This window comes from Streptomyces sp. NPDC017448, assembly GCF_044330565.1.
Taxonomy (GTDB): Bacteria; Actinomycetota; Actinomycetes; order Streptomycetales; family Streptomycetaceae; genus Streptomyces.
In genome coordinates, this window is record NZ_JBIRLM010000003.1 from 356,144 (window position 1) to 375,470 (window position 19,327).

At 72.9% G+C, this 19,327-nt stretch carries 15 protein-coding genes; 6 read left to right on the top strand and 9 right to left on the bottom strand.

Going from position 1 to position 19,327, the window contains the following annotated elements; all coding sequences use genetic code 11:
• Positions 1-37 precede the first annotated feature (37 nt).
• The gene (locus ACH4K1_RS08890) at positions 38-595 is read left to right on the top strand and encodes a dihydrofolate reductase family protein (protein WP_398087875.1); all 558 of its coding nucleotides are present in this window, start codon (positions 38-40) and stop codon (positions 593-595) included.
• An 11-nt stretch (positions 596-606) separates the two neighbouring features.
• On the opposite strand, the gene ACH4K1_RS08895 is transcribed toward ACH4K1_RS08890, so the two are convergent.
• From ACH4K1_RS08895 to eccE, 9 genes are all read right to left on the bottom strand, one after another.
• Positions 607-1,674, bottom strand: coding sequence for an oligopeptide/dipeptide ABC transporter ATP-binding protein (locus ACH4K1_RS08895; protein ID WP_398087877.1), 1,068 nt, complete (start codon positions 1,672-1,674; stop codon positions 607-609).
• A complete protein-coding gene (locus ACH4K1_RS08900) occupies positions 1,671-2,819 on the bottom strand; it encodes an ABC transporter ATP-binding protein (protein ID WP_398087878.1) in 1,149 nt (382 codons plus the stop codon). Before ACH4K1_RS08900 ends, ACH4K1_RS08895 begins: the two co-directional genes overlap by 4 nt.
• Positions 2,765-3,742 carry an ABC transporter permease gene (locus tag ACH4K1_RS08905; protein WP_398087880.1) on the bottom strand — a complete coding sequence of 326 codons (978 nt, stop codon included), beginning with the start codon at positions 3,740-3,742 and terminating at the stop codon, positions 2,765-2,767. Before ACH4K1_RS08905 ends, ACH4K1_RS08900 begins: the two co-directional genes overlap by 55 nt.
• Positions 3,739-4,830 carry an ABC transporter permease gene (locus ACH4K1_RS08910; RefSeq protein WP_398087882.1) on the bottom strand — a complete coding sequence of 364 codons (1,092 nt, stop codon included), beginning with the start codon at positions 4,828-4,830 and terminating at the stop codon, positions 3,739-3,741. Before ACH4K1_RS08910 ends, ACH4K1_RS08905 begins: the two co-directional genes overlap by 4 nt.
• 3 nt (positions 4,831-4,833) lie before the next feature.
• Positions 4,834-6,711, bottom strand: a complete 1,878-nt coding sequence (locus ACH4K1_RS08915; protein WP_398087884.1) for an ABC transporter substrate-binding protein — start codon at positions 6,709-6,711, stop codon at positions 4,834-4,836.
• Positions 6,712-6,923: 212 nt separating this feature from the next.
• Positions 6,924-10,052, bottom strand: a complete 3,129-nt coding sequence (locus tag ACH4K1_RS08920; protein WP_398087886.1) for an SCO5717 family growth-regulating ATPase — start codon at positions 10,050-10,052, stop codon at positions 6,924-6,926.
• A gap of 305 nt (positions 10,053-10,357) precedes the next feature.
• On the bottom strand, positions 10,358-10,591 hold the full coding sequence (locus ACH4K1_RS08925; RefSeq protein WP_073772278.1) for a DUF397 domain-containing protein: 234 nt from the start codon (positions 10,589-10,591) through the stop codon (positions 10,358-10,360).
• A gap of 84 nt (positions 10,592-10,675) precedes the next feature.
• Positions 10,676-11,386 carry a hypothetical protein gene (locus ACH4K1_RS08930; RefSeq protein ID WP_398087888.1) on the bottom strand — a complete coding sequence of 237 codons (711 nt, stop codon included), beginning with the start codon at positions 11,384-11,386 and terminating at the stop codon, positions 10,676-10,678.
• Positions 11,383-12,738: a type VII secretion protein EccE gene (gene eccE, locus ACH4K1_RS08935; protein ID WP_398087890.1), complete on the bottom strand. Its 1,356-nt coding sequence runs from the start codon at positions 12,736-12,738 to the stop codon at positions 11,383-11,385. Before eccE ends, ACH4K1_RS08930 begins: the two co-directional genes overlap by 4 nt.
• A 186-nt stretch (positions 12,739-12,924) precedes the next feature.
• On the opposite strand from eccE, the gene eccB reads away from it, so the two are divergent.
• The 5 genes from eccB (at position 12,925) to ACH4K1_RS08960 (ending at position 19,271) form a co-directional block, all read left to right on the top strand.
• Positions 12,925-14,460, top strand: a complete 1,536-nt coding sequence (gene eccB, locus ACH4K1_RS08940; protein WP_398087891.1) for a type VII secretion protein EccB — start codon at positions 12,925-12,927, stop codon at positions 14,458-14,460.
• A gap of 2 nt (positions 14,461-14,462) precedes the next feature.
• Positions 14,463-15,743 carry a type VII secretion-associated serine protease mycosin gene (gene mycP / locus ACH4K1_RS08945; protein ID WP_398087892.1) on the top strand — a complete coding sequence of 427 codons (1,281 nt, stop codon included), beginning with the start codon at positions 14,463-14,465 and terminating at the stop codon, positions 15,741-15,743.
• 154 nt (positions 15,744-15,897) lie between these two features.
• Positions 15,898-16,353 (top strand): hypothetical protein, encoded by a 456-nt coding sequence (locus ACH4K1_RS08950; RefSeq protein WP_398087894.1) that lies wholly within the window; start codon positions 15,898-15,900, stop codon positions 16,351-16,353.
• On the top strand, positions 16,350-18,008 hold the full coding sequence (locus ACH4K1_RS08955) for a hypothetical protein (protein ID WP_398087895.1): 1,659 nt from the start codon (positions 16,350-16,352) through the stop codon (positions 18,006-18,008). The genes ACH4K1_RS08950 and ACH4K1_RS08955 overlap by 4 nt, the downstream gene beginning before the upstream one ends.
• A gap of 27 nt (positions 18,009-18,035) precedes the next feature.
• Entirely contained in the window at positions 18,036-19,271 is a 1,236-nt protein-coding gene (locus tag ACH4K1_RS08960) for a S8 family serine peptidase (protein ID WP_398087896.1), read from the top strand.
• The last annotated feature ends 56 nt before the right edge of the window (positions 19,272-19,327 follow it).

Here is a 19,327-nt window from a genome sequence, read left to right on the forward strand (position 1 = left end):
ACCCGCCGACCGAACCGCTCGCAGCCGGAGGAATTCCATGGCCAAGCTCATCTACTCGATGATCACCTCGCTCGACGGGTACGCGGAAGCGGCGGAGGGCGGCCTCGGCGCCGGGGCCGAGGACCCGGAGGTGCACACCTTCGTCAACGACCTCTTCCGGCCGGTCGGCACCTATCTCTACGGCCGGCGGATGTACGAGACGATGGTCTACTGGGAGACGGCGCTCGACGAGCCCGGCCAGCCGCCGCACATCGCGCAGTACGCCCGCGACTGGCAGGCCGCGGAGAAGGTCGTGTACTCCACGACGCTCGATGAGGTGTCCAGCGCGAGGACGAGGATCGAGCGGACCTTCGACCCGGACGCGGTGCGCCGGCTCAAGGCCGAGGCGGACGCCGACCTCACCGTCGACGGCCCGAACCTCGCGGCTCAGGCCATCGCGGCGGGTCTGGTGGACGAGTACCACCTGTTCATCACCACGAGCGTGGTCGGCGGCGGCAAGCGGTTCTTCCCCGACGGCGTGCGTCTCGACCTCGAACTGGTCGAGGAGCGCGCCTTCGCCAGTGGGCTGGTCTACGCCCGCTACCGGACCCGCTGAGGTCAGCGGCCTCAGGCAGTCGGTACGTCGGCGGCCCCGCCTCCCCCATCCCCGGCGCGCGCCGCCGCCCAGTGGCAGGCCACCTGGGCGGCCCCGCCCCCGTTCAGCACTGGCAGCTCCACCGTGCGGCACGCCCCGGCCACCCCCGCCCGCTCCGCCTCGCCCGAGGCCAGGACCTGGCAGCGGACGTGGAACCGGCAGCCGGAGGGCACGTTCGAGGGGTCCGGCGGCTCACCGGCCAGGACGACCGGTTCGCCCTGCGCCTCGGGCAGCACCGACAGCAGGGCCCGGGTGTACGGGTGCCGAGGGGCCGTCAGCAGCTGTTCGACCGGGCCGGTCTCCACGATCCGGCCCAGGTACATCACCGCCACCCGGTCCGCGATGTTCCAGGCGAGCCCCAGGTCGTGGGTGACCACCAGCGCCGACAGCCCCAACTCGTCCCGCAGGCGCAGCAGCAGGGCCAGGATCTCACCGCGTACCGACGCGTCCAGCGACGCCACCGGCTCGTCGGCCACGATCAGCTCCGGCTCCAGCACCAGCGCCCCGGCGATCACCACGCGCTGGCGCTGACCGCCCGACAGCTCGTGCGGGTAGCGCAGGAAGAATCGTTCCGGCGGACGCAGCCCCGCCCGGGACAGGGCCGCGGAGACGGCTGCCCGCTCGTCCCCCGCGTACCCGTGGATGCGCAGCCCCTCGGCCACCGCCTCGTACACCGTGTGCCGGGGGTTGAGGGAGCCGCTCGGGTCCTGGAGGACGAGCTGGACCCGTTTGCGGTACGCCTTCAGGGCCCGGCCCGCGTAGTCGAGCGGTGCGCCGCCGAAGGCGACCCGGCCGGAGGTGGGCGGGACCAGGCCGAGCAGCGAACGGGCCAGCGTCGTCTTGCCGCAGCCCGACTCGCCGACCAGCGCCACGATCTCGCCGGGCCGGATGTCCAGGTCCACGCCGTCGACCGCGCGGGCGGTGGCCGCCCCGCGCCGGCCGGGGAACGCCACCTTCAGCTTCTCCGCGCTGAGCAGCGGGGCGGCGGCCGGCGCCGGGCCCGGGGGAGGGGCCGCGCCGACCGGAGGGGTGGTGCTCATGCGGTGCTCCTCGTGTCGTCGGCCCCGGCGGGGGTGGGAGCGGCGGGGGCGCCGGAGGACGCGTCCACCCGGACGCAGGCCGCCCGGCGCTCGGTCCCGGCGTCCCGCAGCGCCTGGTCCTCGGTGGCGCACAGGTCGAGCGCCACCGGGCAGCGCGGATGGAACGTGCAGCCGCCCGGCAGCGCCGCCGGGTCCGGCGGGTCTCCCGGCAGACCGCGCGGGGCGTGCCGGGAGGCGAGGTCCCCGATCCTCGGGAACGCCGCGGAGAGCGCCCTGCCGTACGGGTGGCGGGCGTCGGTGTACACCTGCCGCGCCGGGCCCTCCTCGACGACCCGGCCCGCGTACATCACCGAGAGCCGGTCGCAGGTGTCCGCCAGCACCGCCAGGTCGTGGCTGATCATGATCAGGCCGACGTTCTGGTCGGAGACCAGCTGCTCGATCAGCCGCAGGATCTGCGCCTGGATCATCACGTCCAGGGCGGTCGTCGGCTCGTCCGCGACGATCAGCCGCGGATCGCAGGCCAGCGCCATGGCGATCATCACGCGCTGGCGCTGACCGCCGGACAGCTCGTGCGGATACGCCTGCGCGCGGGCGGCGGGCAGCCCCACCTGTTCCAGCAGCTCGCCCGCGCGGCCGCGGGCCGCCGCCGGGGTGGTCCTGCCGTGCAGCAGGATCGGTTCGGCGATCTGGTCGCCGATCCGGTGCACCGCGTTCAGGGAGTGCATCGCGCCCTGGAAGACGATCGAGGCGCCCGCCCAGCGGACCGCCCGCAGCCGTCCCCACTTCATGGTCAGGACGTCCTCGCCGTCCAGCAGGATCTCGCCGGACAGTTTCGCCGTCGCGGGCAGCAGCCGCAGCAGCGCGAGGGCCAGCGTCGACTTCCCGCAGCCGGACTCCCCGGCGATGCCGAGCTTCTGCCCCGCCTCGACCCGCAGGTCGACCCCGCGGACGGCGGGGACGGCGCCGGCCCCGCCGCCGTAGGTGACGGTCAGGTTCCGCACCTCCAGGAGCGGCGGATCGCCGGCGGGGCGGGACGCTTCGGGCGGGCCGGACGGGTCCGGGCCCGGCGTGCCGGTCGTGGTGGTGGCGGTCAACGGGACACCCCCAGCTTGGGGTTGAGCACGGATTCGACGGTGCGGCCGCACAGCGTGAAGGCGAGGGCGACCACCGCGATGGCGAGTCCGGGCGGAGCGAGGTACCACCAGTTGCCGGAGCTGACCGCGCCGGCCTCCCGGGCGTCCTGGAGCAGACCGCCCCAGGAGACGATCGTGGGATCGCTGAGCCCGAGGAAGGCGAGGGTCGCCTCGGTGAGGATGGCGGTGGAGATCACCAGCGTGGTCTGGGCGAGCACCAGCGGCATCACGTTGGGCAGGACGTGACGGGACATGATGTGCCCGTGCCCGCCGCCGAGCGCCCGGGAGCGTTCGATGTACGGGCGCGACTCGACGGACAGCGTCTGGGCCCGGACCAGGCGGGCGGTGGTCGGCCAGGTCGTCACGCCGATCGCCAGGATCGTCGTCCACACCGACCGGGACAGGACCGTGGCCAGCGCGATCGCCAGCACCAGGGTCGGCATGACCAGGAACCAGTCCGTCACCCGCATGACGACGGTGGCGTACCAGCCCTTGAAGTGCCCGGCGGTGATCCCGACCAGCGTGCCGATCGCCACCGACAGGAACGCCGCGAGCAGCCCCACGGTCAGCGAGACCCGGGTGCCCCACAGCATCAGGGCGAGCAGGCTGCGCCCGAACTGGTCGGTGCCGAGCGGGAACTCACCGCTGGGCGCCTCCATCGGGCCGCCCGGCGCGTCGGTCACGCTCTGCGAACCGGCCCCCACCAGCAGGGGGGCGGTCACCGCCAGCAGGGCGATCACCGCGAGCACGCCGAGGCCGACGAGACCGGTGCGGTGCGTGCGGTACTGCCGCCAGAAGCGGACCACCGCCTGCCGCCGCCGGGCCCGGGTCAGGGCGCGCGGGCTCGGGGCGGGGGCCGCCTTCCCGGGCTCGCCGGAAGGCTTCCCGAGCTCCGGCTCCCGCGGTTCGGAGGGCTTCTCCATCGACGTCGTCATCGGCCCACCCGGGGATCGAGCAGCGGATAGATCACGTCGGCGAGGGTGTTCATCAGGATCACCGCGGAGGCGAACACGAAGAACAGCGCCTGCACCAACGGCAGGTCGGGCACGCTCAGCGCCTGGTAGAACAGGCCGCCGAGGCCCGGCCAGGAGAAGACCGTCTCCACCAGGATCGCCCCGGCCACCGTCGTACCGAGGTTCACGAAGAGCAGCGTCACCGTCGGCAGCATCGCGTTCGGCACGGCGTGCTTCCGGCGGACGAGGTCGTCCCGCAGCCCCTTGGCGCGTGCCGTCGTCAGATAGTCGCTGCCCATCTCGTCCAGCAGCGAGGAGCGCATCACCAGCAGGGTGCGCGCGTACTCCACGGCGGCCAGCGTGACGACGGGCAGCACCATGTGATGGGCGATGTCCAGCACCCGGTCGAAGCCCTCGGTGTTCCCGGACTCCATACCGCCGGTCGGGAAGAGGCCGGGGATCGGGCCGACCCCGACCGACAGGGTGATGATGAGGAGCAGGCCGAGCCAGAACGAGGGCACCGAGTACAGCGTCAGCGCCAGCGCCGTGTTGGCCCGGTCCCCGGCAGAACCGTTACGCCAGGCGGAGCGGGCGCCCAGCCAGATGCCGAGCAGGGTGTAGATCACGAAGGCGGTGCCGGTCAGCAGCAGGGTGGCGGGCAGCGCCTCGGTGATCTTGTCCATGACCGGGGCGCGGAACTGGTACGACGTACCGAAGTCGCCGGTCAGCGCCTTTCCGCAGTACTGCGTGAACTGCTGCCACAGCGGCAGGTCGAGCCCGAATTCACGGCGCATCGCCGCGATCTGCTCGGTCGAGACCTGACGGCCGCCGGTCATCTGCTTGACCGGGTCGCCGGGGATCAGCCGGAAGAGGAAGAAGCTGGTGACGAGGACGGCGAAGAGGGAGACGGCCGCCCCGGCGAGCTTGCCGGCCGCGTAGCGGGCGTAGCCGGCGGCGGAGCGGGAGCGCGGGGAGCGGGCCGCCGGCCCGGCCGGAGCCGGGCCGGCGGACGCGGCGCTCTCCACGCCCGCCGCGCCCTTCACCAGGGCGGGGGTGCTTTCTGAGCTCATGGACTATTCACGGTCTTCCGCGGTGGAGCGGCGACGCATGGCGAACAGGAGTCCGCCACCGGCGAGGACGACGACGGCGATCCCGATCCCGACGAGCACCCCGGTGGAGGAGGAGCCGGAGTCGGAGGAACCGGAGGAGGAGGCCCCGGCGGCCGGGACCGCCGACCACCAGCTCCAGTAGCCGTCCTGGCCGTAGATGTTGCCCGCGGCCGACGGCATGGTGGTGATGGACTCGATGTGGTCGGTGCGGTACGCCTCGACGGCATTCGGGTACGCCATGACGTTCATGTACCCGGTGTCGTACAGCCGCGACTCCAGTTGCTTGACCAGATCCGCCCGCTTGGCGGGGTCGTACTCCGCCAGTTGCTTCTTGTAGAGCTCGTCGTACTGCTTGTCGCAGATGAAGTTGTCGGTCGCCGCCGTCTCCTTCGGCTTGGCCGGCAGCGCGGCGCAGGTGTGGATGGAGAGGACGAAGTCGGGGTCGGGGTTGACGGACCAGCCGTCGAAGGCGAGGTCGTACTCGCCCGCGTACCAGGGGTCGGAAACGTTGTCGAGGCAGTCGACCCTCAGCCCGATGCCCTGCTCGCCCCACCACTCCTGGAGGTACTTGCCGATCGCCTTGTCGTTGGGGTCGGTGGCGTGGCAGAGGATGCGGAAGTCGAGCGGCCTGCCGTCCTTGCCGACGCGCTTGCCCGCGCTGTTCTTCCGGTACCCGGCCTCGTCCAGCAGGGCCGACGCCTTCGCCGGGTCGTAGGCGAGCTTCTGGTCGGCCGAGGGCTTCCAGAAGTAGTCCCCGAAGCGCGGCGGGATGTACCCCTCGCCCTCGACGGCGTGGCCCTGGAAGACCTTGTCGATGATGGTCTTGCGGTCGACCGCCATGAACAGCGCGTGCCGCACCTTCTGGTCCAGCAGCGCCGGGTGGCCGTCCCCGAACTTCTGCCCGTCCTTGGTACGGGCCCCGGGGTTGACGGCGAGTGCGAAGAAGCGGCGGCCCGGTGCGTCGTTCACCTTGATGCCGGGGGCCTTCTCCAGCGAGGCGGCCTGGGCCGGGGTGAGGCTGGGGCTGCCCGCGACGAAGGAGACCTCGCCCTTGCGCAGGGCGGCGACGGCGGCGTCCTGGTCCTTGTAGTAGCGGAAGACCAGCTCGTCGAACTTGGGCGAGCCCCGCCAGAAGTCCTTGTTGGCCTTGAGCTTCACGTAGCTGTCGACCTTGTAGTCCGTCAGGATGAACGGACCGTTCCCCACGACGGGGAACTCCTTGTCGTTGTTGAACTTCGAGAAGTCGCCGACCTTCTCCCAGACGTGTTTCGGGACGATCGGCACGTCGAGCGCGGCCATCGTGGCCTGCGGCTCCTTGAGCTTGATGACCAGCTTGTCCTTGCTGGGGGCGGTCACCTTCTCGAAGTTGCCGACGAAGCTGCCGTTGGAGGTCGCGGCGCCCTCGTCGGTCATCATCGTGTTGAACGTCCAGGCGGCGTCCTCGGCGGTGGCCTGCCGCCCGTCGGACCACTTCGAGTCCGAGCGGATCGTGTACGTCCACGTCAGCTTGTCCGCCGAGGGCTCCCACGCGGTGGCGAGGCCCGGGATCGCCTTGTTGTCCTTGGGGTCGTAGTTGGTGAGGTAGTCGTACATCAGCCGGTGGACGCTCGTGCTGAGCAGCCGCTGCGCCAGGAACGGGCTGAGCGAGTCGACGCTCTGCGCGACGGCGACCGTCAGGGTGGTCTTCCCGCCGTCGGCGCGGGCCTCGGAGGGGGCGGGGGCGAGCAGGTTTCCGGGGACGACGGACCCGGCGGTGAGCGCCAGGGCGGCCACGCCGGAGGCCGGCAGGAGGTGCAGGCGTCGGCGTGGCCGGAAGGAGTGGGGGGGAACTCTTGTGACCATGGACGGGGACCTCGCGTCATCACTCGCTGGAGAAGGCGGGTAGAGCTCTGGATCGCCAGTTGGTGAAGCGAAGGTCTATCAGCGGGGGTCGAGCCTCGTCAACGGTCTGTCAAACCGCGTGTGGGCTGCGGGAATACGGAAGGGCTCGCACCGCGTGAGCGATGCGAGCCCTCATTGGTCCAGTCCACTTCCGCCGGGTCGGCGGCCCGCCGTCACCCCTGCTGCGGAGGTGTCGGCTGCTGCTGCGGAGGCGTCTGCTGCCAGTCGGCGGGCGGCACCGGGCCCTGCGGCTCGGGCCGGCCTGCCGGGTCGGCCTGCCCGCTCTGCGGCTGCCCCTGCTGCGGCGTCCCGGCCCCGGGCGCACCGGGCCCGGCCTGCGGGGGAGGCGTCTGGGGCCACCCCTGCCCGGCGCCGCCGGGGGCGGGCTGCGGAAGGTAGGAGGGCTGGGGCGCACCCGGCTGACCGGCGGCCGGATATCCCCCGTACGGCGGCGGTCCGCCGTAGGGCTGTTGCCCCGCGTAGGGCTGGTGCGCCTGGTGCGCCTGCTGCGGCTGGCCCGGCTGGCCCGGCTGGTGCGGCTGGGGGGCCTGGGAGGCTTGCGGCGGGTAGGGCTGCCCGGGGCCGGGCTGCTGCGGGGTGTAGGGGAGCAGGCCGGGGACCTGCTGACCGGCGTGGCCGGGCTGTCCGGGGACCTGCTGGCCGTAGGGCGGCTGGGCGGGCTGTCCAGGCTGGCCCTGGTAGGGCTGGCCCGGCTGGGGCCGGCCGGGGGCGTGCTGACCGGATGCCGGGTAGTCCTGCCGGCCGGGCATCGGCGGAGCGAACTGCGGCGGCGGGTTCTGGCCGTCCGCCGTCCACAGCCCCTGCTGCTGCTGGGCCCGCGCGAAGTCCTCGGCCACCAGGGCCGAGAGGTGGAAGTACGCCTCACGGGTCTTGGGCCGCATCATGTCGAGATCGACCTCGGCGCCCGCCGCCAGGTGCTCGTCGAACGGTACGACGACGACCCCGCGGCACCGCGTCTCGAAGTGCTGGACGATGTCGTCCACCTTGATCATCTTGCCGGTCTCGCGGACGCCGGAGATGACGGTGAGCGAACGCTGCACCAGATCGGCGTAACCGTGCGCGGAGAGCCAGTCCAGCGTCGTCGAGGCACTGGACGCACCGTCGACCGAGGGCGTGGAGATGATGATCAACTGGTCGGCGAGGTCCAGCACCCCGCGCATCGCGCTGTACAGCAGCCCGGTGCCCGAGTCGGTGAGGATGATCGGGTACTGCTTGCCGAGCACGTCGATCGCGCGCCGGTAGTCCTCGTCGTTGAAGGTCGTGGAGACCGCCGGGTCCACGTCGTTGGCGATGATCTCCAGACCGGAGGGCGCCTGCGAGGTGAACCGGCGGATGTCCATGTACGAGTTGAGGTACGGGATCGCCTGGACCAGGTCGCGGATGGTCGCCCCGGTCTCACGGCGCACCCGCCGGCCCAGCGTGCCGGCGTCCGGGTTGGCGTCGATGGCGAGGATCTTGTCCTGCCGCTCGGTGGCCAGGGTCGAACCCAGCGCGGTCGTCGTGGTGGTCTTGCCGACCCCGCCCTTGAGGCTGATGACGGCGATCCGGTAGCAGGAGAGCACCGGGGTGCGGATCAGCTCCAGCTTGCGCAGCCGCTCGGCCTCCTCCTTCTTCCCGCCCAGCTTGAACCGGGAGGCGGCGGAGGGGTTGCGGCTGCTTTTGGCCTTCTGCTTGCCCCGCACGAGCCGGTCGGAGGACAGCTCGACGGCCGCGGTGTACCCGAGGGGGGCGCCGGGCACCGACCGCTCGCGCTGGTCGTGCGCCACGGGGGTGGGCCAGGCGCCGCCCGCGCGCGGATCCACGGGCTGCTGCGGCTGGGCCGGGGGCTGCTGCCCGTACGGCATCGGCTGCTGCGGGGCGAGGGGGGCGGGGAGAGCGGCGCCCTGCGCCGGGAGGGGCGTGTGCGGCTGCGGGGCCCCGGGCGTCTGACCGGGCCGGCCCTGCTGCGGGGGCGCCGGGTGATCCTGGCCCGGCTGACCCGGCTGACCCGGCTGACCCGGCTGACCCGGTTGCCCCGGCTGGGGGAAGCCGTAGCCGTCCTGCGGCGGGAAGCCGTAACCACCCGCGCCCTGGGGGGCCTGCACCGGAAGCGGTGCGCCGGGACCGGACCGGTCCGGGAACGGCTGCTGGTGCGGCGGCTGAGCCGCGTGGGGGGCGTGGGGCGCCTGGGCCGCCTGCGGGAAGCCGTAGCCGCCGCCCGGCTGGTCGGCCGGAGCGGAACCGGGCCACTGCGTTGCGGGCTGCGGGGCGGAGGGCGACGGAGCGGCCGGCTGGAAGGCGGGCGGCAACGGCGGCAGCGCGCCGCCCTGCGCGGGCGGCGACCACGGCACCGGCGCGGCGGCGGCCTGCGGGGCGTCCTGAGGTGCGGCGTCCCGGGGCGCGGTGTCCTGGGGGGCCGCGTCCTGCGGCTCCGCGGCGGAGGCGTCACCGGCGTTCGGGGCCCCGGCGCCGCCCGCTCCGGGCGTACCGCTGTCCTCGGCGCCCGCCGGGACCGCGTCCGCCCGGGAGGCTGGGGCCGCGTCCGCCCGGGAGTCGGCTGCGGGGTCCGCGGCCGTGAGCGCGGCGGGGGAGGGGGACCGCTCGGAGTCCGTACCGGAAGGGGACGCGTCCTCGGAGCCCGTGCCGGAGGCGGAGCCCTCGGCCGGGCCGTCCTCACTTCCGACGCCGGACGAACCGTTCACGCCGGAAGCGGAAGCGGGGGCAGCGCCGGGGCCGGAACCGGCGACGGAGTCCGTACCGGGAGCGGCGACGGTCCCCGACCCACCGGTGGGATCAGGCCGCTCGGCGGAGTCCGGTCCGGCGGCGGCCGCCTCCCGCTCCGCGATCTCCCGCTTGAGGGCGCCGGGCGAGAACCGCATCGTCGCGCCGCTCTCCACATCGCCGCCGCCGAAAGCGCCGGTCTCCCCGCTCCCGGCGGCCGAACCGGCTGGAGCGTCCGGGGCCGCGGGGGAGTCCGGGGCCTTCGGGACGGAGGGCGCCGCGGACTCGGGGAGGGGGGCGGGCTCGGCGGGCGCCGCCGGTGCGGACGTCCAGTCGGAGTCGAAACCGCCGGGCGCCGCCGACAGGCCGGGCGACGACAACGGCGCCCCGACCGGCGGCGGAGGGGGCGCCAGGTGCGAACCCGCTCCCCCCGACGAGTCCCCCGCCGCGTTCTGCGTGTACCAGGCGGGAGGGGTGTAGTCGATGGTGAACTCACCCGTCATCTCGGCGGGCTCCGCGTCGGACGACTCGTCGACGGGCAGGTCCCATCCGCCGCGGGTCTCGTCCCGATCGCTGTTCACTTTGCCTCCTGGTGTGGTCGAGCACCCTTGTGCCGTGGTGGGTGGGGGCGACCGTTCCCGATGTGCCGGTCCGCCCGGCTCTCCCCCTTGCGACGCGCATCACCTGCACGCAGGTTCTCCTGCCGCGTCCCACCCACCCTAATCGCCATCCGGTGAACTCAGGCAGGGCGTGGTGTACGGCGAACCCCGCCCCGCCGCCGGGGCGTCACCCCCCGGTGAAGGGGGTGCGACGGAACGGCAACGGCGAGGCGGGCAAGCAGGGTCAAACCCGCCCAGGAGGAGCGGCCGGCCGTACGGCGCCGGGCCTACTTGAGGTCGAACTCCCCGTCGCGAGCGCCCAGGACGAACGCCGTCCACTCCGCCTCCGTGTACCGCAGGACGGTGTCCGGGTCCAGCGAGGAGCGCATGGCGACGGCGCCACCCGGCAGATGCGCGATCTCGACCCGCTCCTCGTCCTTCTCGGTGCCCGGGGCGCTGAGCCACGTCACGTCGGAGATGTCGAGAGCGTAGAGCTCGTCCTTTTCCTGCTGGGTGCCCATGACGGCGTCCCTTCGATCGAACGGAAACTTTGCGTGCCCATGTTCCCTGGCGGGAGGGGTGCGTGGGGGGTGAACGGACGGGATTCAGTCCATCCGGCGAGCCGTGCCCAGCAGGCCGGTCTCCGCGTCCGTCGGGTTGGTCATCACCCAGTGGTGTTCGCCTCCCGCCACCCACAGCGTGACACCGTCCGCCAGGGTGGGCAGCGCCTCGTACTCGGCGCGGGCCAGCCCGAGGATGCGGCCGATCTGCTCGGCCTCGCCGGGCGACACCCGCTGGACGCCGACCAGCGCCGACGACCGCATCAACCGCGGTGCGACGGGGCTCAGATAGGGGAGCAGCGTCAGAACGGACTGCCAGGGCGAGGAGACCACCCGGCCGCGCGGCGGACGCATGCCGCAGTCCCGCACCACGACCACGGGGCTGCCCACGGTCGCCCCGGTCGGCGGCACCCGGCCCACGTCGTACAGGGAGACGCACTCCAACCCGGCGCCCGCCGCCCGGGCGAGCGTCGTCCACGCCTGGACGCGACCGGTCTCGACCGCCACCCGCGCTCCGGTGCCCGCCGCCCGCAGCGCCAGGACCTGGGCCGTCCACAGTCCGCCGATGAGCGTGACGTCGTACGGCACCGGGCGGTGGAAACCGATCAACTGGAGTGTGTCGTTGGCGTCGTTGCCGATGATCACGCCGTCGTCGCCGACCGGCAGGGACAACGCGCCGAGGTGGTCCGCGGCCACCGTGTGGCCCGCGTGACGAGGGCCGCGCAGCCCGCGTCGGAGTTCGGTCCGGATGCTCACTCCGCTCCTCCCAGCGGGAGCGTGGCCAGCACGCCCGGCAACTGCTCGCGGTCCAGCCGCACCAGGCCCACCTTGGCGTGCCGGGCGGCCTGCTCCAACGTCCTTCTGACACCGATCAGTTCGGTGTCGGAACCACCGGTGACCCGGACGTGCCCGGCCACCCGCGTCGAGCCCTGGCGCATCCCGCGGCGCACGGTCAGGCTGAACGTCGTCGCGTACGCCGGCACCGACGTCAGCAGCGCCACCAGCTGCGGCAGCGGCGTCGCCCCCCGGCCCAACTCGGGCCAGCGGTCCACCGCGTACGTGGTGTGCCAGCGGTCGTCGCACCGCCAGACCCGGGAGGTCTCCGACGTGCGCCGCTGCGGTGCGGCGTCCGGCCGCCCCGCCCGCCCCGACAGGATGGGGTTGGCGCACGCGGACGTGGCCACGGCGGAGTTCAGCTCGTCCTGGTCGAGCACGGCGGCGTGGAAACCGGCGCCCGTGATCCGGCTCGCCACATGGTCCGCGGCGCGCACCAGACAGCGCTGCGCCCCCTCCACCCCGCCGCCCCGGGCCTCGATGGCCTCACGGCACAGCTCCGGGTCGAGCTTCACCGCCACCCACGTCATCCGCAGCGCCGGTGCGCCCGTCCGGTCCTGCAACGGCGCGTACGAGAGCCGGGCCACCGACTGCTGCGGCAGATGCGGGGCCGGAGCGCACCGCACCTGCTGCACCAGCTGCGCCGACTCCAGCACGATGTCGTCCACCTGGAGGGCGTCCCCCAGCAGCGACAGCGGAAGCGACCGCGCCCCGAACGCGGGCCGCAACGACTCGCCGCTCGCCTGCACCCGCACCACGGCGGTCAGGAACGTGCCGTCGCCCAGCATGCCCACCGTCCGGTGCGCCCGGTCCACATAGACCTGCGGGCCGAAGCCCGGCACGCTCTCCGCGACCGGGGCCAGCATCGGCTCCGCGTCCCCGGGCGGCGGGGCGGCGGCGGACCGGCGGCGGGCGCGGAGTCCGAGCGCGGTCGACGCCCAGTCCTGGAGAGCGCGGCCCCGGCGGCGTACCACCGCGAGCGCGACCAGCAGGCACAGCGCCACGAGCGAGGGGATCAGCCACGCCCCGCCGAGCGCCGCGCCCACGGCGGCGATCGCGAGCCCCGTCTCGACGATCACCAGCTGCCGCAGCACCGGGCGTACCCGGTCCGACCGCGAGATCGACCGCAGCGTCGTCGCCGCGGGTGCGGTGCGCGAGGCCGGGGCGCCGGGGCCGGAGGGCTGCGCGGGCGGCTCGTTGCTGCGTTGCCTCCGGGAAGACCCGGAGGCTCGCCGCCCGGCCCTCCCGGTGCGCTCACGCGTGGCTGCACCCATCGCCCCGTTGCCCCCCTCGTGTCCGTATTCACCGTTTTCTACACGGGTGTTGACCGGGTCGTCACCCTACCTGAGCACAGGGAGCCGAACCCCAGCAGGCATAGTAGGGGCGCGGTACGGCAACGGGGGCCGACGGGGCGTGTGGGCCCCTGTCTGCTCACTGGGGATGAAGGGGCAGCGGACGACATGGCATCACGGCGGGACGAGCTCAACGCCTACACCTTTGCGAAGCGGAGGTTGATCGCGCAGTTCCTGCAGCCCAACCCCACCGGTTCCGAGGAAGGCGCCCCCCGGCCGCTGCGCGCGGTCGTGCCCGGAGCCGTCGTCGCCGTCGTGGTCCTCGCCGTCTTCGGCGCCTGGGGCATGTTCAAGCCGGTCGCGCCGCAGAAGTGGGACACCCCCAAGGAACACGTCATCATCGCCAGCAAGTCCACCACCCGGTACGTGGTGCTGGAGACCGACGGCAAGAAGCAGCTGCACCCCGTGCTGAACATGGCGTCCGCCAAGCTCCTGCTCGCCCCGGACAAGGGCGCCGTCGTCAACGTCGACGAGTCCGTCCTGGACAGCGGCAGGATTCCGCACGGGGCGACCCTCGGCATCCCGTACGCCCCCGACCGGCTGCCCGCCGCCGAGGAAGCGGGCGCCGCCAAGCGCTGGGCGGTCTGCGAACGGCCCGGCGAGGGCGGCAGGGCCATCCAGAAGGCCACCTTCGTCTTCGCCGAGCGCGAGAAGGACAAGACGGAGGGGAAGAACGCCCTGGGCGGCGGTGAGCTGATGTACGTCGAGGGACCAGGACCGGATCGAACCCGCTACATCGTGGACGCCGCGGGCAAGGCCTACCCCGTGGGCAAGGACGAACTGCTCCTGCGCACCCTGGTCGGCCAGGACTCCGAGCCCCAACGGGTCTCGGCCGCCTGGCTGGCCACGCTCCACACCGGCGACCCGATCACCTTCCCGACCGTGGACGGCACCCCCGGGACCCCCGCGGGCGCCCCCGGCATCCTGGACGATCAGTCGAACCGGGTCGGCATGGTCCTGACCGCCACGGCGGGAACCAGGACCCAGAGCTACGTCGTCCTGCCGGGCAGGGTCGCCCCCGTCTCGGACTTCACCGCCAAGCTCCTGCTCAGCAGCCGCCGGCTGGTGACACTCAAGCAGGCGGGCAACGCCAAGCCGGTGAGCGCCGGCGAGATCAAACCGGGCGCCCCCTTCAACCAGAAGAGCGACTGGCCGGTCAGCAGCCCCGAGCCCGTCAACTCCCCGGACGTCAAGAAGGGCAGCCGCAACACCGTGTGCAACGTCCTGCGTGGTGTTGACGCCGACAGCGGCGCGACCACCCTGAGCACCTGGGCGGGCACGAGCTTCCCCGCCCCGCTCCCCACCGGCTCCAGCAGCGCCTACGTCACGCCCGGCTCGGGCCAGTTCTTCCGCCAGTTCAAGGGCTCCACCACCAGCGCGGGGTTCCTCTTCCTGGTCACCGACACCGGCCTGCGCTACGCGATGCAGTCCAACAGCGACAGCGGCCGGGACGGCAGGTCCGGCATCGGCGAGTCCGGCGGGGAGGAGGACCGGGAGGCCCGGCAGCAGGAGGCGCAGCAGGCGCAGAACCGGCTCGGCTACAAGGGCGTCGACCCCAGCCCCGTACCGGCGGCCTGGTCCGCCCTCCTGCCGACCGGTCCCCGGCTCTCCACCGGCGCCGCCGGCCAGCCGCAGGGTTCGTGAACGTGGCGACCGACACGGAGCGCCCCGGGGGCCTCGCCGCCCGTCGCCCCGCCGCCCGCCGCCTGCTGACGGCCGCGGCGGCGGCAGCCGTCCTCCTGGTCACCCTGCCGGCGCACCCCGCGGCCGCGGACGACGCGACCCGGTGCACCTTCCCGTCGAAGAAGTACCCGGGCCGCCCCTGGTCGCTGCAGCGCGTCCTCCTGGACGAGCTGTGGAAGCAGTCCACCGGCGAGGGCGTACGCGTCGCGGTCATCGACACCGGCGTCGACATCAGGAACGACCAGCTCACGTCGGCCGTGGACGTCAAGGCGGGCCGCAACTTCCTGCCGAAGGGCCTCAAGACCCCCGACGGCGTGAAGATCGAGCGCGGCAAGGAGAACGGCACCACGGACACCGTGGGCCACGGCACCAAGGTCGCCGGCATCATCGCCGCACGCGAGGCGGAGGGCACCGGCTTCACCGGTCTCGCCCCCGACGCGACGATCATCCCGATCCAGCAGAACGACGCCGAGGGCCACGGGAACACCGACAGCCTCGCGCGGGCGATCACCTACGCCGTGGACGGCGCCGGCGCCGACATCATCAACATCTCCCAGGACACCGCCGACGCCGTGAAGCCGTCCGCGGAGCTGAAGCAGGCCGTGGACAGGGCCCTGGCACAGAACGTCGTGGTCGTCGCCTCGGCCGGCAACGACGGCCTCGGCGGCAACGTCAAGGAGACCTACCCCGCCTCCTTCGAGGGGGTGCTGGCGGTCGCCTCCTCGGACCGGAACAACGAACGGGCGCCCTTCTCCCAGTCCGGCGACTTCGTCGGCATCGCCGCCCCCGGGGTGGACATGGTCTCCACGGTCCCCGGCGGCGGACACTGCGTCGACAACGGCACCAGCTTCTCCGCCCCGTACGTCGCCGGGGTCGCCGCCCTCCTCCGGGCGAAGCACCCCCGGTGGACCCAGGGTCAGATCGTCGCGCAGATCCAGCAGACGGCGGAACGCTCCATCGCCGGCCACGACAACGCGGTCGGCTGGGGCGTCGTCGACCCGGTCCGCGCCCTCACCGAGGACGACAGGCCGATCGACCGCCCGGTCGCGAGCGAAGGCATGAGCAAGGGCAAAGCTCCCACCCCCGCCGAACTCCACCTGGGCGAGACCGCCGACGAGCGCAGCGCCCGCCTCGCGACGTACGTCGTGGTCGGCGGCGTCGTCCTCGTGGCGGCCATCGCGGGTACGGCTGTGGCGGTACGGGACAAGCGGCGACGTACGGGGCGTGCGGCGGACGGGGTGTGACGGGGAATCGGGGAGAGAGAGGCCGTCATGAGACAAGTCACGTGGTGCTCCAGTCGATTGGCGCTGTCGTACCCAGTGGCTAGAGTTGGCGCGGTGAGGCCGGGCCGGACTTCGTCGATGCGATAGCAACGCGGGACGGTTCGAGCAAACGGGGATGCGGAACGGGGAGAGCGGAACGATGTCCGAAGGTACGGGGGACCTCAGGCGCGGTGTGGGCGCACTGGAAACGTTCAAGAAACGCGTCGACGACCTCCTGGTCGACTTCGAGGGCTCGGCCGGCAGCAGGACGAAGGTCGCCGACCAGAAGATCTCGCGGGCCTCGCTGAGCGGCCAGAACACCTGCTTCGCGGAGGCGGACGGCCTCTACACCCAGTACAACCGGGTCCACTCCTCCCTCGTCGCCCTCTCCCGCGCCCTGGGCGACCAGATCGAGTACCTGAGCCTGGGCGTGCACGCGGCGGCCGTCGGCTTCGACAACGTCGAGGACGACATCAGGCGACGGTTCCACGAGATCCAGGCGCGCCTGTACGAGGAGAGCGGCGACCGGAGCGCCGACACCGGCCCGACCAACCAGGACAAGCAGGTCAAGGGCGGATGGGGAGCGGAATGAGCGACGAGAGGCCGGAGCGGCTGACGCCCGCCGAGCAGCGGGTGCAGGACCGGGCGCAGGTCACCATCCAGATCGCGCAGACGGACATCTCCGAGGCCGTCCGCAAGGGAGTGCCTTTCGCCGGTCCGCCCACCGGCCGTACCTCCTTCGAGGGGGTCGAACTCAACACCATGATCGACCTGGTGGAGAACACCAGGCCGGAAGACCTGGAGAGCGCGGGCAAGGCGCTCTGGGCGGCCAGGGACGCCATCTCGAAGGCCGCGGAGGAGCTGGACACGTACCTCAAAGGGGTCGACTGGCAGGGCGAGTCCGGCACGGCCTTCCGCGCCTTCGGCAAGGGCCTGGTCGCCCACGCCCGCGAGCTGGGCGACTTCGCGGAGGTCGCCGGCACCCAGATCACGGTCGCGGGCACCGGCCTGGCCTCCGTACGCAGCGCCATGCCGCCACGGGACGGCCGCCAGCTCCGCAAGAGCCCGGACGACATCGAACTCCCGGCCCGGACGGCGGACAACCCGGAGTACCAGGCCGCCCTCAAGGTGGAGAAGAACCGCCAGGAGGCCATCAACCAGATCAACCGGCTGGCTTCGTACTACTCGGTGTCGGGGCAGCGGTTGGAGGGGCAGGAGCCGCCGCGGTTCGAGAAGCGCCTCGACATCGAGATGCCGCCCCCTGTGGGAGGGGTTGGGCTGCCGGGAGGCCCCGAGGGGTCGTCCCGCGACGGATCGATCGCGGGGAGCGGTCCAGGTCAGAGCTATTCGGTGCGTCCTGTCACAGGGGAACCGGAAGCGACGAACCCCTCTCACGGCCGCCCCGAGGTGGAAACGCTCGGGCCTGCGCCGGTGCTGCAGGGGAACACAGCCACGGAGATCAACAGCGTCGCACCTCCACAGAATCCGCCGCCGGCCACCAGCACGCCTCCGTCTCCCGCTCCTACGCCCCCGGCAGGGCCGCCCGGTGCGGCGCCGCCCGTGGCGCTGGGTCTGACGAACCCTGTTCACCCGGGTACGCAGCGTACGACGGGGCCCACGGGCATGCCGCGAACGGCCGGTCAGCCCGGGCTGGGCATGGGTAAGGCCCAGCCGACCGGGGCAGGTCCTGCCGCCAAGGGGTCGGGCGGCCCCGTGGTCGGTCGTCCCGGGCCGATGGGCGGCGGGGCTTCTCCCTTCACCGGACGTCCGCCGGGCGGCTCGCAGTCGCCGACCGCGGGCCATGCCGGTGTGACCGGCGGGCGGCCCATGGTCGGCCAAGGCGGGACGTCCGGGGTCGGCGTGCCGCGTGCCGGAGGGGGGAACGGCATCGTCGGCGGGACTCCCCAGCCCGCCTCCTCGGGCAGAGCCGCTGCTGGAGGCGCCGGCCGGCGAGGAGTGATCGGCGGAGGCGGGCCTTCGGCCGCCGCCTCTCGCGCCGGAGGACGGACCGCCCCCGCTCCCGGGGCGAACGGAGTCGTGGGTGCTGCCCGCAAGGCTGCGGGAGGCGGTCCGAACACCCAGGGCTTCACAGCCGGTGGCACGGGGCTCGTGCGCGGTCCCGCGGGCCGCCGGAACAGTGGGCGCGAGGACGAGGACAACGGATCGACTCGTCCCGACTACCTGACAGAAGACGAAGAGACGTGGAACGCCGTCCGGCGCGGAACCGTGCCGCCGGTGGTCGAGTAGCAGCCCAGGGAAGGTTCGGAAGCCGGGATGACAGCAGGAGTGGGCCGTCCTCCGAGGCGCGCGCGTGTGCTCGGTGCGGTGGCTGCGGTTGCTTCGTGGAGCGCGGTGTTCGCCGGCGCGGCGCAGCCCGCCGCAGCCGACACCCAGGCGAAGCAGTGGTACCTCGGCGCGATGCAGGCCGAGGACATGTGGAAGGTCACGGTCGGTGAGGGCGTCAAGGTCGCCGTCATCGACTCAGGGGTGAACTCGTCCACGCCGTCGCTGCGGGGGCAGGTTCTCAAGGGGGTCGACGCCACCGGGGCGCCGGGCGACGAAACCGACGACTACGACGGTCACGGTACGACGATGGCCGAGCTGATCGCGGGGACGGGCAAAGGAGGCGGTCTGAAGGGACTCGCCCCGGGAGCCGAGATCATTCCTCTGCGCGTCGGCCTGGACGAGTTCCAGGAGAAGCACACCCGGGGGAGCGACGACATCGCGCGTGCCATCCGGGCTGCGGCCGACAGCGAGGCCCGGATCATCAGCATGTCCTTCGGTGGCTATGGCGTCTCGCCTCGGCAACAGGAAGCGATCAAGTATGCCGAAAGCAAGGGAAAGCTGCTCTTCGCAGGCGTAGGGAACGAAGGGCACCAGCAGAACAAGCGGGAGTACCCCGCCGCCTACCCCGAAGTAGTCGGTGTCGCTTCGGCGGACCGCGCCGGAAAGGTCTCCTTCTATTCCCAGCACGCGGGCACGGCGGATGTCGCCTCTCCGGGGAGCGACGTCCCGAGGTGGTGCGACAACACCTTCAACCGCTACTGCGACGGCGACGGCGGCACCAGCGCCGCCACCGCCATCGCCTCCGGCTCCGCCGCCCTCGTCTGGTCCCTCCACCCCGACTGGACCGCCAACCAAGTCCTCAACGTCCTCTTCGACACGGCCGCCCGCGACTGGAAGGACGGCACGCGCAGCGAGTACCTCGGGCACGGGCTGATCCGCCCCTCCATGAGCGTGCTCAAGGGCAAGGGCGACCCGGGCGCCCCGGACGTCAGCCCGCTGACCAGGAAGAGGACGACCTCCTCCGCCGAACAGGGCGCCCCCTCCGCCCCCGCCTCGCCGCACCCCGCCGGGAACGGCGCGGAGGGCGAGAAGTCCGTGGCGGCGAGGGGGCCCGAGCCCTCCGGCGACGAGGGGCGGACGGGCCTTGTCCTCGGAGTCGCCGCAGCCGTGGCCGTGCTCGGAGGGATCGCGTACGCCGTGGTCCGCAGGCGCAAGGCCGCTTGACCCGCACGTTCCGCCTGTACCGGCCGGCCATCCGTGCCGGCCGCGCAGAACCAACC